At 65.5% G+C, this 14,222-nt stretch carries 15 protein-coding genes; 9 read left to right on the forward strand and 6 right to left on the reverse strand.

The annotated features are described in order from the left end of the window. Window positions 1-3: 3 nt before the first annotated feature. Window positions 4-1,215 carry a lipase family protein gene (locus R4P57_RS21250; RefSeq protein ID WP_317804830.1) on the reverse strand — a complete coding sequence of 404 codons (1,212 nt, stop codon included), beginning with the start codon at window positions 1,213-1,215 and terminating at the stop codon, window positions 4-6. An 87-nt stretch (window positions 1,216-1,302) separates the two neighbouring features. On the opposite strand from R4P57_RS21250, the gene R4P57_RS21255 reads away from it, so the two are divergent. Both R4P57_RS21255 and R4P57_RS21260 read left to right on the forward strand, forming a co-directional pair. Continuing rightward, on the forward strand, window positions 1,303-1,740 hold the full coding sequence (locus tag R4P57_RS21255; RefSeq protein ID WP_094677893.1) for an OsmC family protein: 438 nt from the start codon (window positions 1,303-1,305) through the stop codon (window positions 1,738-1,740). A gap of 175 nt (window positions 1,741-1,915) precedes the next feature. Further along, complete coding sequence (locus R4P57_RS21260) at window positions 1,916-4,258, forward strand: bifunctional diguanylate cyclase/phosphodiesterase (RefSeq protein ID WP_317804831.1); 2,343 nt, start codon at window positions 1,916-1,918, stop codon at window positions 4,256-4,258. A 10-nt stretch (window positions 4,259-4,268) separates the two neighbouring features. On the opposite strand, the gene R4P57_RS21265 is transcribed toward R4P57_RS21260, so the two are convergent. Continuing rightward, window positions 4,269-4,580, reverse strand: a complete 312-nt coding sequence (locus R4P57_RS21265; protein ID WP_317804832.1) for an antibiotic biosynthesis monooxygenase — start codon at window positions 4,578-4,580, stop codon at window positions 4,269-4,271. 36 nt (window positions 4,581-4,616) lie between these two features. Between R4P57_RS21265 and R4P57_RS21270 the strand changes: the two genes are divergently transcribed. Both R4P57_RS21270 and R4P57_RS21275 read left to right on the forward strand, forming a co-directional pair. Further along, window positions 4,617-5,354, forward strand: coding sequence for an alpha/beta hydrolase (locus R4P57_RS21270; RefSeq protein WP_317804833.1), 738 nt, complete (start codon window positions 4,617-4,619; stop codon window positions 5,352-5,354). Window positions 5,355-5,359: 5 nt separating this feature from the next. After that, window positions 5,360-6,169, forward strand: coding sequence for an alpha/beta hydrolase (locus R4P57_RS21275; protein ID WP_317804834.1), 810 nt, complete (start codon window positions 5,360-5,362; stop codon window positions 6,167-6,169). Here the strand turns inward: R4P57_RS21275 and R4P57_RS21280 are convergent. After that, entirely contained in the window at window positions 6,166-7,050 is an 885-nt protein-coding gene (locus R4P57_RS21280; RefSeq protein ID WP_317804992.1) for an A/G-specific adenine glycosylase, read from the reverse strand. The genes R4P57_RS21275 and R4P57_RS21280 overlap by 4 nt on opposite strands. 121 nt (window positions 7,051-7,171) lie before the next feature. Here R4P57_RS21280 and R4P57_RS21285 point away from each other — a divergent pair, with 121 nt between their 5' ends. The 3 genes from R4P57_RS21285 (at window position 7,172) to R4P57_RS21295 (ending at window position 9,506) form a co-directional block, all read left to right on the forward strand. Next, window positions 7,172-7,798 carry a carbonic anhydrase gene (locus R4P57_RS21285; protein ID WP_317804835.1) on the forward strand — a complete coding sequence of 209 codons (627 nt, stop codon included), beginning with the start codon at window positions 7,172-7,174 and terminating at the stop codon, window positions 7,796-7,798. A gap of 91 nt (window positions 7,799-7,889) precedes the next feature. Continuing rightward, the gene (locus tag R4P57_RS21290; RefSeq protein WP_317804836.1) at window positions 7,890-8,618 is read left to right on the forward strand and encodes a hypothetical protein; all 729 of its coding nucleotides are present in this window, start codon (window positions 7,890-7,892) and stop codon (window positions 8,616-8,618) included. A 15-nt stretch (window positions 8,619-8,633) separates the two neighbouring features. After that, on the forward strand, window positions 8,634-9,506 hold the full coding sequence (locus tag R4P57_RS21295) for an SCO6745 family protein (RefSeq protein ID WP_317804837.1): 873 nt from the start codon (window positions 8,634-8,636) through the stop codon (window positions 9,504-9,506). Here R4P57_RS21295 and disA read toward each other — a convergent pair. The 3 genes from disA to R4P57_RS21310 form a co-directional block, all read right to left on the reverse strand. Continuing rightward, on the reverse strand, window positions 9,503-10,588 hold the full coding sequence (gene disA, locus R4P57_RS21300) for a DNA integrity scanning diadenylate cyclase DisA (protein ID WP_121872158.1): 1,086 nt from the start codon (window positions 10,586-10,588) through the stop codon (window positions 9,503-9,505). The two genes, R4P57_RS21295 and disA, sit on opposite strands and share 4 nt — an antisense overlap. Before the next feature lie 125 nt (window positions 10,589-10,713). Next, window positions 10,714-12,111 carry a DNA repair protein RadA gene (gene radA / locus R4P57_RS21305; protein ID WP_317804839.1) on the reverse strand — a complete coding sequence of 466 codons (1,398 nt, stop codon included), beginning with the start codon at window positions 12,109-12,111 and terminating at the stop codon, window positions 10,714-10,716. A gap of 43 nt (window positions 12,112-12,154) precedes the next feature. Further along, window positions 12,155-12,763: a hypothetical protein gene (locus tag R4P57_RS21310; RefSeq protein WP_317804840.1), complete on the reverse strand. Its 609-nt coding sequence runs from the start codon at window positions 12,761-12,763 to the stop codon at window positions 12,155-12,157. A 288-nt stretch (window positions 12,764-13,051) separates the two neighbouring features. Here R4P57_RS21310 and R4P57_RS21315 point away from each other — a divergent pair, with 288 nt between their 5' ends. Next, window positions 13,052-13,540, forward strand: a complete 489-nt coding sequence (locus tag R4P57_RS21315; RefSeq protein ID WP_027494344.1) for a CarD family transcriptional regulator — start codon at window positions 13,052-13,054, stop codon at window positions 13,538-13,540. Between the two features lies 1 nt (window position 13,541). Further along, window positions 13,542-14,207 (forward strand): 2-C-methyl-D-erythritol 4-phosphate cytidylyltransferase, encoded by a 666-nt coding sequence (ispD, locus tag R4P57_RS21320; RefSeq protein ID WP_317804841.1) that lies wholly within the window; start codon window positions 13,542-13,544, stop codon window positions 14,205-14,207. Window positions 14,208-14,222 lie beyond the last annotated feature (15 nt).

Genomic DNA, 14,222 nt, shown 5'->3' on the forward strand with positions numbered 1-14,222 from the left:
AGATCAGTATCGGTGAATCAGGCCGGCGATCCACGGCATCACGTCGTTGTAGGCCGCCAGGGCCCCGGGTAGGTGGTTCGCACCCTCGACCGGGATGGCCGGGAGGTCGTATTCGCGGTAGGTGATGTCTGCGCCCAGATCGCGCCAGCGCAGAAGCAGGGTGCGGCTCTGCTCGATGGGTACGGTGTCGTCCTCGACTGCGTGCGAGAGGTACACCGGCATGGCAGGGGCGATGCGCCCGACGGTGTTCGTCTCGGTGATGTCGGCCAGAGCCGGGTTGCTCAAATGCTCGGTGAGTGGTCGGCCGTCGCGGGTCAGCTCGGTCGTTCGCACGGTCTCGGTGGCCGCGGGGTCGGTGGTGCACCAGTTCTGTGCGGCGTCGAGCGCGGCGATCCCGTCGGAGTCGAAGAGGTCGCGGATACCCGCTGCTCGTTCCGGGTAGGCGTTGATCATCCCGTCGACCGCGAAGAGCACGGCGCTGCCGAGGCCGGTGTTGTCGAGTGTGTCGATGTTGAGCGTCGGATCTGCCGGTGGTGCACCGACATACGCTCCCCGGATATCGAGCTCCGGGGCGTAGGTGGCGGCGAGTTCGGCAGCGGACGCGGACGCGAACCCGCCTTCGGAATAGCCGAACAGCACCACCGGGGTGGTGGATTCGACGTCTGCGGTTCTGGCGGCGTCGAGCAGAGCTCGGCCCGATGCGATCCGGTTCAAGTACGTATGGCCGCCGGGGGTGCCCAGTCCCTGGTAATCGGTTGCGACGACGCGATATCCGGCCAGTAGCAGCGGCAGGATGGCCGGGGACGAGCCGACTGTCCCGAGAACTGCCGATCCGGCGCAGCGGTCCGCCATACCGGAAGTGCCGGGCGCGTACGCGATCACCGGCCGGGGTCCGGGGCCGGTCCACGGAGCTGTGGGGGTCATGGTGTATCCCGATACGACCATGGGGTGATCGTGCGTGTCGCTGGACCGATAGAGAATCCGTTCGATGTCGAATCCGAGTCCGAACCCTTTGGGCGAGTTGACGGGCAGGCTTCGGACCACCTCGCCGAGTGTGCCGGTGCCGACCGTCGCCACCGGCGCGTCGTAGAAGTCCGCCAGGGGTCCGGCGACGGCCGTCGGCGTCGAGAATCCCACGATCGACAGGATCGCGGTTGCCGCGATCGTTGCCGCGCGCGAGAAGTTTCTCGATTGTCGCAGCTGTCGTGTCGACATTTTCGCACTCGGTAGCCCGGTCACCCCGCTGACGTTAGCCTGAGAAACAGGCCTACGTCAGGGTCGACAACGAAAGGAATCGGTTCGATGCCAACTCGTACTTCACGCACAGCTTGGAACGGAACGCTGGAACAAGGTTCCGGCCAGGTCGAGCTGTCCAGTTCCGGCGCAGCGACTTTCGATGTGTCGTTTCCCAAGCGCGCCGCCGAGAATGCCGACGGCACCACCAGTCCCGAGGAATTGATCGCCGCGGCTCATTCGAGTTGCTACGCGATGCAGTTGTCGGCGCTGATCGCCGAGGCGGGCGGCACCCCGCAGAGCCTCGAGGTCACTGCCGATGTCTCGCTCGGTCCCGACCAGCCGGGGTTCAAGTTGACGGGCATCAAGCTGACCGTTCGAGGAGAGGTGGACGGCCTCGACGCCGATGGCTTTGCGAAAGCAGCCCAGGCGGCAAAAGAAACCTGTCCCGTCAGCAAGGCTCTCACCGGCGTCGACATCACACTGGACGCAGCTCTCGAGGGCTGAACGAACAAATCACCCGATGTGAGGCTGGCGAACAATCGTCAGGTTTGAAATAGTTCGTTCCTTGACCCATCTGCAGGGTGATTCGGTAACGAATCGTGTTCAAACGTCGGGTTCGATCGGCTGATGCGTACGTTCGGGGTATGCGCCGACCGGCCTAGGAAGGATCTGCCCCACTATGTTGTGGACGCGCTTCCTGGGCCTCGGTGCACTCGCAGTCGCGGCGTACGCACTTGCCACGCCCGGTATACCCCAAGATGCGATATACGCAATCGTGCTCCTGGCCACAGTCGCTGCATTCGTGCACCGCTACCTCCGTGAACCCGGTCCGGACAAGCGAACGTGGAAGTACATGGCCCTCGGCATCGGCGGCTGGGGAATCGCCGATGCACTGATAGCTGTGATGGAAGCCGGCGGTGGTCGGGTGCCGACCTTCTCGGCCGCGGATGTGTTCTACATTCTGGGATACGCACTCATCGCTGTCGGCTTCGCCCGTGCCGCCGACGAGAACGGCTTCGTATTCGGGCGCGAAGAGCTACTGGAGTGTTTGGTCATCGCGGTCGGTGTCGGACTCGCCACCTGGATGTTCGTCATCTCCGACGATTCGGCACGGTCGTTGTCGTCGGCGATCGCCACGTTGCCCGCCACGGCGTACCTCACCGTCGATGCATTCTTGCTGACGCTGGTCGGAAGCCTGTACCTGCTGACGCGCTCGACCACTGTTCCCTTCCTGGCTGCCGCGTCAGGCATCGGGTTTCTCGTGCTGGCGGACTTCGCGACCTATGCCACGGTCAGCAGTTCCGAGCTCTACCGGTCGACGCTTCTGAACACGCTGTGGCTGGCGGCCTACGTGTGCTTCGGAGTGATCGCTCTGCACGTTCCGGACGGGACGGTCGCGCGCGTCGATCGGGCCAGCCCGTTCGCATTCGGACGGGCGAGGCTTCTCAGCCTTGCGCTCGCGGTGGCAGTCACGCCGCTGGCGATGGCAGTGCAACTGGCCCGCGGAGTTCCCGTCGGACAATGGGGTTGGGTGATCGTGGCGTCCTCCGCACTGGTCATAGCTCTCGTCGGGTGCCGGTTGGCATGTTTCCTGGCTACCTTGCGTCGGCAGGCCGCCGTACTGGAGGACGTCGCTCGGACGGATGCAGTCACCGGACTTGCCAGCCGTCGACTGCTCCGGGAGCGATTGGACACGATGCTCGCCACGAGAGGCGACGCGGACGTTTTCACGTTGGTGGTGGACATCGATCGCTTCGCCCAGATCAACGAGACCTTCGGGTACAGCGTGGGCGACAGTGTGCTGCGCGAGATCGGTCATCGCCTTGTCGCATCGGTGCGATCCGACGACCTCGTGGGACGGCTCGGTGGGGATCAGTTCGTCGTCGCCATGCGCCGGCGTCCGGCCCAGATCGACGTATCGGACACCGCCGAGCGGCTCCAGCTCGCAGTCAGTAGAACGATGTTCGTGCACGACATCAACGTGGCGCTCGATGCGGCCGTCGGAATCGCGTCGACCGAGGAGCCGGAGCCGAGTCGGATCGACATCGAGGAGCCGGAGGTGAGTCGGATCGGCATCGAGGAGCCGGAGGCGAGTCCGGTCGACGGTGAGGCGATGCTTCAGCGCGCCCACGTGGCGTTGACGGCAGCGAAGGCCGGCCACACCCGCGTCGGTCGTTACGAACCCGACATGGATCGCGACCGCCACGATCAGATGCGGTTGCTGGGGGAACTCGACACGGCCATTCGTGACCACCAGCTTCGAGTGTTCTTTCAACCGTGTCTGGATCTGGAATCCGGCAGTGTCGATCGCGTCGAGGCGTTGCTGCGGTGGCAGCACCCACGTGAGGGTTTGATCGGACCGTCGATGTTCCTGCCCGACGCCGAGCGTACCGGCATGTTGCCCGCCATCACCGCCCTCGTACTGGACGAGGCCTTGGCGCAGTGCAGCGAATTACGTCGACGCGGCATAACTTTGTCTGTCTCGGTGAATCTTTCGGTGAGAAACCTCCTGGACGAGACACTCACCGAACAGGTCGCCGCCGTGCTGGCGAAGTATTCGGTTCCCGCGCACGCGTTGGAATTCGAGGTCACCGAGACGACTGCGATGACCGACCCGGTGCGCTCGGTGAACGCGTTGACGTCCCTGCGGAGCCTCGGCGTCACCATCGCGATCGACGACTACGGCACCGGCTACAGCTCGTTGGCCTATCTGCAGACACTGCCGGTGCAGACTCTCAAGATCGACCGCTCGTTCGTGTCGAAGATGAACACCGACGAGACCGACGCATCGATCGTGCGCTCGACCATCGACTTGGCTCGAAGCCTCGGGGTGCGGGTGATGGCCGAGGGAGTCGAGGACGAGGGCACGTTGGATGCGCTCCGAGAGTTGGGCTGCGACAGTGCTCAGGGCTACTTCCTCGGTAGGCCGATGCCCGCCGAGTTCCTGGCCGATGTTGTGGCGAAACTGGATTCGGAGATGCCGACGAAACTCGAATGGGAGCTCGCCCGCGAACGTATCTGAGCAGCGTTGCTCACGATGTGGCAGGCACGTCCAGTACGACCTCGAATTCGAGCAGTGATGCTCCGGACGAGACCGGTTTGCCCTCACCGGAACCGGCGTGTGCCTGACGAGACGGTCCACCGGACCACGCCTGGAACGACTCCTCGTCCTCCCACTGGGTGACGACGAAGTAGCGTGACTCGCCCTTGACCGGCCGCAGCAGTTGGAATCCGAGGAAGCCGGGGGAGCCGTCGACCGACCCGGCGCGCGCGGCGAAGCGCTTCTCGAGTTCGGGGCCTGCGCCCTCGGGTACGTCGATCGCATTGATCTTCACAATGGCCATGCCCGCGAGATTACTCCGCCGATATGCTCGGCGGTGATGCTCTACGACGAGGGTGGATCCGGCCGTTCGATTCTGCTGCTGCACGGGCTGATGGGCAGCGCCGCCACCTGGCGACGGCAGGTTCCGTGGCTTCGAGAGTTCGGGCACGTGCACACCTACGATGCGCCCGGGCACCGTCGCCCCCCGCCGCCCGAGCTCACGACCGAGTTCTTCGTGGCCGACCTGCTCGAGCATCTCGACCGGTTGGGTCCCAGTGTGCTGGTCGGTCATTCGATGGGCGCACTGCACGGTTGGTGTGCGGCCGCCCAACGACCCGACCTGGTTACCGCCATGGTGGTCGAGGACATCGCCCCGGACTTTCGGGGCCGCACCGCAGAGCACTGGGCCGCGATGATCCGGGCGTGGCCGCAACCCTTTCCCGACGCCGATGCGATGCTCGCATTCTTCGGAGATGTTGCAGGACAATACTTTCTGGATTCCTTCGTGCGAAACGACGACGGCTGGCGCCTGCACGGTGAGGTGGACTTCTTCGAAGCGATCTCGCAGGAGTGGGGGACCCGGCACTTCTGGGACGAGTGGGATGCCGTTCACGCTCCGGTGTTGCTGATCGAGGGTGAACACACCATCACCCCAGCCGGTCAGATGCAGCAGATGCACTCGCGCAAGCCCGGATCGGCGTACGTGCGGATCGATAAGGCGGCCCATCTGATTCACGACGAGGCACCCGAGCGGTATCGCACGGCGGTCGAGGAGTTCCTGCGCGCACTAGGATGATCCGAATGCCGCTCGCGAAGCTCAACGGAATCGACCTCAACTACGACGTCACCGGCGACGGTCCGCTCGTGGTGTTGGTGATGGGCACCGGTAGCCCGGGACGAGTCTGGCGAACACATCAGGTTCCGGTGCTGGTGAAGCAGGGGTACCGGGTCGTCACCTTCGACAATCGCGGTATCGCACCGTCTTCCGAGTGTGCGAGCGGGATGACGCTGGACGACCTGGTCGGCGACACCGCTGCCCTCATCGAGCACCTCGGGGGCGGCGCAGCACGCGTCGTGGGCACCTCGATGGGTGCCCGCGTCACCCAGGAATTGGCTTTGGCCAGGCCGGATCTGGTCTCGCATGCAGTGATGATGGCCACCTACGGGAAGTCCGGTACCTTCCGCGAGCAACTGTCGAAGGGGGAGAAAGATCTTCACGACGCTGGAATCGAACTCCCCGCGTCGTACCGGGCGGCGATGACTGCAATGCAGAACTTTTCACCGAAGACGCTGGCCGACGACTCGGCGATCGGTGATTGGCTGGCGATCCTCGAATACTCCGGTGGCAGAAAGACTGCGGGCATGCGGGCGCAGATCGGACTCGAAATGCGCACCGGGACAGATCGATTGGCGGCGTACCGGAGAATCGCGGCCAAGTCGCTCGTCATCGGATTCACGGACGACCGCATGATCCCGGTGCATCAGTGCCGCGACGTCGCCGACGCGATACCGGGTGCGCGCTACGTCGAGATCGCCGACACCGGTCACTTCGGCTACCTCGAACGCCCGGATGCGGTCAATGCGACTCTCGTGGAGTTTCTGGCGTCCTAGCCGTCCGAACCCTCACCCGCGAGTGCGAACAATCCCGACTCGGTTTGTTCGATCAATCCGTCGGTCAGCAGTGAATCGAGAGCTCGGTCGCGTTGCGTCGGGTCGGTGGGCCAGACGATGTCGAGTTGGGCGCGCTCGACCGGGCCGGTGCTCTCGCGCAGTACCGACATGAGCTTTCCTCGCACCTGACGATCCGTCCCCGCGAACTTCTGGACCTTCTTGGCAGGGCCGGTGTGCGCGGGCCTGCCGGCCTCGATCCAGGCGCACTCCGGGAGCGGGCACAGCAGGCATGCCGGATTCTTGGCGGTACAGATCAGTGCGCCCAGTTCCATCAACGCCGCCGAGTAGCGGGCGGAACGCGGGACGCTCTCCGGGAGCAACTGTTCGACGTCGGCGAGATCCCGTGTCGTGGATGGATTTCCAGGCTCGGCGTTGCCGTGCATCGCACGCGCGACGACGCGTCGAACATTGGTGTCGACCACCGGAACTCGCTGACCGTAGGCGAAACACGCCACTGCGCGCGCGGTGTATGCCCCGATGCCCGGCAGGCCCAACAGTGTCTCGACGTCGGCGGGCACCTCGTCGCCGTACTCCTCGGCGAGCACGCGGGAGCATTCGTGTAACCGCAGTGCTCGACGCGGATAGCCCAACTTGCCCCACGCGCGGAGTATCTCGGCCTGCGAGGACGCGGCCATCGCGGAAGGCACCGGCCAACGCTGAACCCACTGCTCCCAGATGGGCGCGACCCGCACCACCGGCGTCTGCTGCAGCATGATCTCGCTCATCAGGATCTGCCACGCGCTGACGCCTGGCCGCCGCCACGGCAGATCGCGTCCGTCGGTGTCGAACCACCCGAGCAGAGCGTCGGCATCGATCGGCAAGTGGTCGCCCTTCTCGTCGTGTCTGTGATCGGCCCCAACAGTAGTCAACCCGACTCGCCGGTAGCCCGATCCACGTGATCCCAACTCGCTGTGCGCCCGCTGCGCGTGCACAATGGAAACCATGCCTGCTTCGAATCCCATCGCTGCCTGGAAGTCCCTCAAGGAAGGCAACCAACGGTTTGTCTCCGGAGAGGTCCTGCACCCGTCGCAGGGCATCGAGGACCGTGCTCGCCTCGAAAGTGCTCAGCATCCCGGCGCCATTCTGTTCGGCTGCGCCGACTCGCGTGTTGCTGCCGAGATCATCTTCGACCAGGGTCTCGGCGACATGTTCGTCGTCCGCACCGCTGGTCACGTCGTCGATTCCGCCGTTCTCGGATCCATCGAGTACGGCGTCGCGGTGCTCAATGCGCCGCTGATCGTGGTGCTCGGCCACGATCACTGCGGCGCAGTCCAGGCGACCGTCGATGCACTCGAAAGCGGAGACGTCCCGGGTGGATACATCCGCGACGTCGTCGAACGCGTCACCCCGTCGGTGCTCTCGGCCCGACGTGACGGTCACGAAGCCGTCGACGAGTTCGAGGCACGGCACGTACAGGAGACGGGCAATCTGCTGATGCAGCGCTCGCGAATCATCGCCGACAAGGTCGAAGCAGGGGAACTCGCGATCGTCGGCCTCACCTACCAACTGTCGAAGGGCCATGCGCAGTTGCGAGAGGTCATCGGCGACATCGGTGAAATGCCTGCCTGAACCAACTCGGACCCCACCTCGGTGAGTTCAACGACGCGACACGCCGCGTGGGCTCAGGGATAGCGTGGCTTCGGCCGCATACGGTTGATTCGTGTTGGAACCGACCGGGCCTTTGCCTCCCGAAATCTACTGGCGACGCCGTGCGCTAGCCATCGGTGCGGCCGTTGTCGTCCTCGGATTGATCGTGTGGTTCATCGCCTCGCTCAGTGGTGGTTCCGACGACACCGAGGCCGCCCCCGCAGGCGTTGTTGCGGCTCCGGCGACGTCCTCGGCTCTGCCGTCACCCAGCTCTTCTGCCACCGACGCCGATTCCGGCGGCGCGGGTGGCTCCGGCGGCGGTTCGGGTGGTTCCGGTGGAGCCACCGACTCCGCTGCCGGTGGTGGCGCAGCTGCGACCACCAGTGGCGCGCCGGCCCCGGTGATCTCCAACCAGTGCCCGGATCAGTCACTCGCAATCAAGGTGACGCCGGACAAGGCCACCTACCGTCTGGGCGAAGAGCCCGTGTTCACCGTGGTCATCACCAACATCAGCTCCACCGAATGCCAGCGCGATGTCGGTGCCGGGTTGCAGCAGGCGCTCGTCTACACCCTCGACAATCAGCGCATCTGGTCCAACATCGACTGCTTCCCCAACGCCGCGTCGGATCTGCGCACTTTCAAGCCCGGCGAACAGGCCGGCTTCACCGTCAAATGGTCCGGCACCAACTCGGTCCCAGGCTGCGGCGAAGAGCGCATCCCGGTCGGCGTCGGTGCCTACCAGACGATCGCCCAGCTCGGCGAGCTCAAGAGCGTGCCGGAGCCGTTCAACATCACCGGCTGAGTACGTTCGTATCTCATGACCACCTCGACAGCTCTCGCCCGCGCCGCCTACCAGACGCTCGAACCCTTTCACGTCACTGCGTACTTCAATCCTGAACTGGGATCGGCGTACGAGGACACCGGCCTCGACGGGCACGCCTGGTACGTCGGGGCTCGGGCGGCACCGATGGGTCCGTGCGCGCCGAGTGTCGTCGCAGCTGCGTTCTACAACTTCAATCCGGCACTGATCGAGCGTGCGTGGCCTGCCGCCGTTGCCATCGGCCTGGAGGCGGTGTCCGATCGTCGGTTGACCCTGCTCGACTCCGTCCTCGGAGCGGCTCTCGGCTCTTTGGCGGACGACCCTGCGCTCGCCACGTTGGCGGGCCGTCTGGGCGACATCGGCGACACCGCCTCGTTCGCGGGCCGACCGCTCGCGGCCGCGTGGCACTCCGCCGCTCGACCCGAGGTACCGCATCTCGCCCTCTGGCACTCGATCACCGTGCTACGCGAATGGCGCGGTGACGGACACCTGGCCGCACTGATCGACGCAGAACTCGACGCGGTCGAGGCCGCCGTCTTCCACGAGGCCGACCGGCCGACCCCGCAGCCCGGCCGTCGGGCGCTCGGCAAGCGCATCACGCAGCTGACCAGGCAGTGGTCCGAGAGCGAATGGGGTTCTGCTGCAGAGCGACTCGCTGTTCGCGGACTGCTCACCATCTCTGCGGAGGGCGAGACGTTGACCGTTGACGGCGTCGCGCTCGATCAGCACATCGAGGATCGCACCGACATCATGGCGTCGGCCGTATGGAAGAACGTTCCGGACGCAGAGCAGTTGATCACCAGTGCCCGGCCGTACGTGAAGGCCGTGATCGACGCAGGCTTCCTGCCGGGGACGAAGAAGAAGTCCTAGTCGTACGGACCCGAGATCGAGGCCTCGGCCAGTCTGGAGAGGCCTTCGCGGATGTGACGAGCCCACAGTCCACCGATGCCGTCGACGGACTGCAGGTCGGCTGCGGTGGCCGCGAGCAGACCCTGCAGGGTGCCGAACGCGCCGACCAGTCGGTGAATCTGGCTGAACTGCAACCTCGGAACTCGGGTCAGTACCCGGTACCCGCGAGGGCTCATCGGGGTGTCGAGGGCCTCGATGGTCGCGGGATATCCGAAGGCGCGGGCCAGCGTCGTCAGATCCAGCAGATCGACGTCGGTCAGCTTGTCCAGTGCGGCGAGCGCTTTCTCGACTCCGGTGGTGCTCGACGGTTCGTTGCCGGCGAGGTAGTCGCGCACGATCAGTTGGCGATCGACGTCGTTGTCGCCCAACAACTCTTCGAGCTGAAGCGCGAGCTGCCTACCGTCTGTGCCGAGTTCGAGGACGTTCTGCTCGATCTCCACCGACACTCGCCGCACCATCTCGAGGCGCTGCGCGACAGTCAGGGCGTCGCGCAGGGTCACGAAGTCCTCGATCTCGACCACCGAGAGTTGACGTGTGTTGTCGTCGAGCCTGGCCTTGTAGCGTTCGAGGGTCGCGACGGCCTGATTGGCGCGCGAGAGGATGGTGGCCGAGCCTTCCACGACGTGCCTGATACCGCCGATGTAGACGCTGACGATGCTCATCGATTGGCTCACCGAGACGACGGGATAGCCGGTTTGCATGGCAGTTCGCTCGGCGGCGCGGTGTCGGGTGCCGGATTCGACGGTGGGGATCTTGTGGTCGGGGACAAGCTGCACATTGGCGCGGACGATTCGCTTGCCGTCGGTCGAAAGCACCACTGCGCCATCCATTTTCGACAACTCGCGAAGTCTGGTCGGCGCGAACTCGACATCCAGCTCGAACCCGCCGTCGCAGATCGCCTCGACCTCGTCGTCGTATCCGAGGACGATCAGGCCGCCGGTGCGGCCGCGCAGAATTCGCTCGAGACCGTCGCGCAGGGCCGTTCCCGGTGCGAGCCGCGCGATGGTTTCGCGCAACGCTGGGGACGGCGTGGTGCCCTCCATGGCCAACCCCCCTCGTGTCGTTCAAGCGCGGCCGAGTGTCTGCTCGTGCGGTGGTTATGTTCCGTGCGGATAGAGAGTACTGCGCTGCCGCATGTGGGCAGCCCGACAAAGAATACTGCCCGGTGTCATACCGGCCGCATACGCGTGTAGGTCAACGCCTCGCCGACGTTGGTGACGGTCTTGACCTTGATGCCGTCCGGTATGGGGCCGGCGTCCTCGGGGACGATGGCGTAGTTGAACCCCAATCGGGCGGCCTCGGCGAGACGGCGACCCAGCCCGGCGACGCGGCGCACCTCGCCTGCCAGACCCACTTCGCCCAGAATCACCATGCCCGGGGGAAGTGGTTGATCGCGGACCGCAGATGCGACCGCCGCAGCCAACGCGAGATCAGCGGACGGTTCGCTGGTGCGCATCCCGCCGACCGTCGCCGCATAGACCTCCGCCTTGGACACCTTGACCCCGCACCGGCGTTCCAGCACGGCCAGGATCATCGCCACGCGGGAATGATCCAGCCCGCTGACCGCGCGCCGGGGCGACGGCATCGCGGTGTCGACGATCAACGCTTGCAGCTCGGCCAGCAGCGGCCGTTTGCCGTCCATCGTGACGGTGACGGCGGTTCCGGGCACGGCGTCGCCCCGATGATGCAGGAACAACCCGGACGGGTCACTGATACCGACGATTCCGGTTTCGCGCAGCTCGAAGCAGCCGACCTCGTCGGATGCGCCGAACCGGTTCTTGACGCCGCGGATCATCCTCAGAGTGGAGTGCTTGTCGCCCTCGAAGTTGAGCACCACGTCGACGAGGTGCTCGAGCGACCGCGGACCTGCCACCGCGCCCTCCTTGGTGACGTGCCCGACGAGCAGCACCGCAACCCCGGTCGTCTTGGCCAGCGTGGTCAGGGCGCTCGTGATGGCGCGAACCTGGGTGACGCCGCCGATGACGCCGTCGACGTCTGCGGCGAGCATCGTCTGCACGGAATCGACGATCAGCAGGCTGGGCTTGACCTGCTCCACGTGGCCGAAGACGGTGGCGAGGTCGGACTCGGCGGCGAGGAAGACGCGCTCGTGTACTGCGCCGGTGCGATCGGCCCGCAACCTCACCTGTCCCGCGGACTCCTCGCCCGTGACGTAGAGCGCACGGCGATCGAGTGCCGAGCGGGCCCACCGATGCACCACCTCGAGCAACAGCGTCGACTTGCCGACTCCGGGCTCGCCGGCAAGGAGCACGACCGAACCGGGGACGAGGCCGCCACCCAGAACACGATCGAACTCGTCGATCCCGGTGGCGTTGGCCTGGGAGGTGGCACTGCTGATGGTCGTCAGAGCCGCAGCGGGCGTCGTGGGAATCATGGCCCCGCCGCCCGAACGCAGGGCCGATGCGCCTGCGCGTGTCGCGAGCGGAGCGGCAGTGGCCTGGACCTCGTCCATCGAGCCCCAGTCGCCGCATTCGGGACAGCGACCGACCCATTTCGCGACCGAGTGACGGCACGCAGAGCAGCGGTAGCTCGACTTCAGTTTGACCACGTCGGAAGCCTAACGATCGGCACCGACAGGGTCGGGGCGGCGGCTACTCGCCTTCGCTGTGCTCGGATACTGCGTCTTCGGAGCGCTCGAGCTCGTGACCGGCGTCGACCGGCACGTTGACGACGACCTCGCCTGCATTCGCGAACTCGAACGTGATCGGCAGGGTCAGGCCCGGTCGAACATTCTGGCTGATGTCGGCCATCTCGACCTTGATCAACTGGATCGGCAGAAGCGGATCGTCGAGCTGAACGTCGGCGGGCGAACCTGCGCCGAGCGCGGTCTGTGGAGCGATCTCGTTGCTGCCCGATTCCGCCTCGTCGACGATGGTGACCTGGGCCTCGGGGGAGGAAATGCCGGTCAGTTCGTCGGCGACGGCGGGGCTGGCGTTGATGGCTGTGAAGCCCAGCTCGACGGTGCCGCCGGGCTCGATGCTGTACTCCTGCGAATCGGGGTACACCACGTGCACGTTGCGCAGCTGGATGTCCCCGACGTCGGCGGAGTTGCCGTTGACGGCTGCTACCTGAGTAGCCGTCTGGGAGATCTGACCAGCGCCGCACGCGGTGAGGGCGAATGCGCCACCGGCGAGAAGGGCGAGGGCGGCGGCCGTCCTGCGATGGCGGCCAAGCGGTGTCACAGCGTCGATTGCAGTCACTTCGGTCGTCCTCCATGTGGTGCCGGGCCGGCTCGGTCCATCTCGTCCACTAGGCAGAGTAGTAGTTCTCGTCCACCGGCCGCTCGTGGGGTCTGCCAGCGGCCCGATGACGCCAGGTGAGGGTGCCTGTCAGGCGCGGGGACCGCGGAACGACCCACGGGAAAATGTGGCCCCGGATACACGTCGATCCGTCTGTGTCAACCCCTGATTCGGCACCGCTATGCCCCTGACCTGCACCGTTGATATGAGCCGTGGTATTCTGGGTAAATCGAAAGGGGCACTTGTCACATGATTTTCAAGGTCGGAGACACCGTCGTTTACCCCCATCACGGAGCGGCGCTGATCGAAGCGATAGAGACACGCACCATCAAGGGTGAACCGAGAGAGTATCTGGTTCTCAAGGTCGCGCAAGGCGACCTCACCGTTCGAGTTCCCGCGGACAACGCAGAGTACGTAGGCGTTCGCGACGTCGTCGGGCAAGAAGGCCTCGACAAAGTCTTTCAGGTGCTCCGCGCGCCGCACACCGAAGAGCCCACCAACTGGTCGCGCCGGTACAAGGCCAACCTGGAGAAGCTTGCTTCCGGTGACGTGAACAAGGTTGCCGAGGTCGTCCGCGATCTCTGGCGACGTGAGCAGGACCGCGGACTGTCGGCAGGCGAGAAGCGCATGCTCGCCAAGGCTCGGCAGATTCTGGTCGGCGAGCTCGCACTTGCCGAAGGAACCGATCAGGCCAAGGCCGACACCATGCTCGACGAAGTTCTCGCAACAGCTTCCTAGAGTGAACGGTACTGCCGGCGACGTGGTCGCCCTGGTACCCGCTGCAGGCAAAGGCCTTCGGCTCGGATACGACGAGCCGAAGGCATTCGTCTGTCTGGGTACCGACTCTCTTCTGAAACGGTCCGTCGACGGTCTCCTGGCGTCGGGTGCCGTCGATCGCATCGTCGTCATCGTGCCGGCCGAGCTGCTCGACGCGGCCCGCTGTCATGTCGGCGACGACGTCACCGTCGTGGCCGGAGGGCTCGAGCGCACCGATTCGGTGCGTGCCGGTCTCGCCGCTGTCGGCGACGCAGCCGTTGTGCTCGTCCACGATGCCGCCCGCGCCCTCACCCCACCGACGCTGATCGCCCGCGTCGTGGCCGAGGTACGAGCCGGACGCTCCGCCGTCATCCCGGTTCTCCCGGTCGTCGACACCATCAAGGAAGTCGACATCATGGGCGCAGTGGTCGGTACCCCGGACCGCGCGAGTCTGCGCTCTGTGCAGACCCCGCAGGGCTTCGACGCCGACGTCCTGCGTCGCGCCTACGACGCAACATCCGATATCTCCACCGACGACGCAGGCCTCGTCGAGCGAATCGGCGAGACGGTGCACTCCATCGTCGGCGATGCACTCGCGTTCAAGATCACCACTCCACACGACCTGCTACTGGCAAAGGCCCTGCTGTGAACAGTCGAGACGAGC

The sequence above is a fragment of the Rhodococcus sp. IEGM 1330 genome (assembly GCF_033142445.1).
Lineage (GTDB): Bacteria > Actinomycetota > Actinomycetes > Mycobacteriales > Mycobacteriaceae > Rhodococcoides.

Excerpts from the sequence above, each read along its gene's own strand:
- R4P57_RS21250 (WP_317804830.1), bottom strand. The coding sequence starts at position 1,215 with ATGTCGACACGACAGCTGCGACAATCGAGAAACTTCTCGCGCGCGGCA.
- R4P57_RS21255 (WP_094677893.1), top strand. The coding sequence starts at position 1,303 with ATGCCAACTCGTACTTCACGCACAGCTTGGAACGGAACGCTGGAACAA.
- R4P57_RS21260 (WP_317804831.1), top strand. The coding sequence starts at position 1,916 with ATGTTGTGGACGCGCTTCCTGGGCCTCGGTGCACTCGCAGTCGCGGCG.
- R4P57_RS21265 (WP_317804832.1), bottom strand. The coding sequence starts at position 4,580 with ATGGCCATTGTGAAGATCAATGCGATCGACGTACCCGAGGGCGCAGGC.
- R4P57_RS21270 (WP_317804833.1), top strand. The coding sequence starts at position 4,617 with ATGCTCTACGACGAGGGTGGATCCGGCCGTTCGATTCTGCTGCTGCAC.
- R4P57_RS21275 (WP_317804834.1), top strand. The coding sequence starts at position 5,360 with ATGCCGCTCGCGAAGCTCAACGGAATCGACCTCAACTACGACGTCACC.
- R4P57_RS21285 (WP_317804835.1), top strand. The coding sequence starts at position 7,172 with ATGCCTGCTTCGAATCCCATCGCTGCCTGGAAGTCCCTCAAGGAAGGC.
- R4P57_RS21295 (WP_317804837.1), top strand. The coding sequence starts at position 8,634 with ATGACCACCTCGACAGCTCTCGCCCGCGCCGCCTACCAGACGCTCGAA.
- disA (WP_121872158.1), bottom strand. The coding sequence starts at position 10,588 with ATGGAGGGCACCACGCCGTCCCCAGCGTTGCGCGAAACCATCGCGCGG.
- R4P57_RS21315 (WP_027494344.1), top strand. The coding sequence starts at position 13,052 with ATGATTTTCAAGGTCGGAGACACCGTCGTTTACCCCCATCACGGAGCG.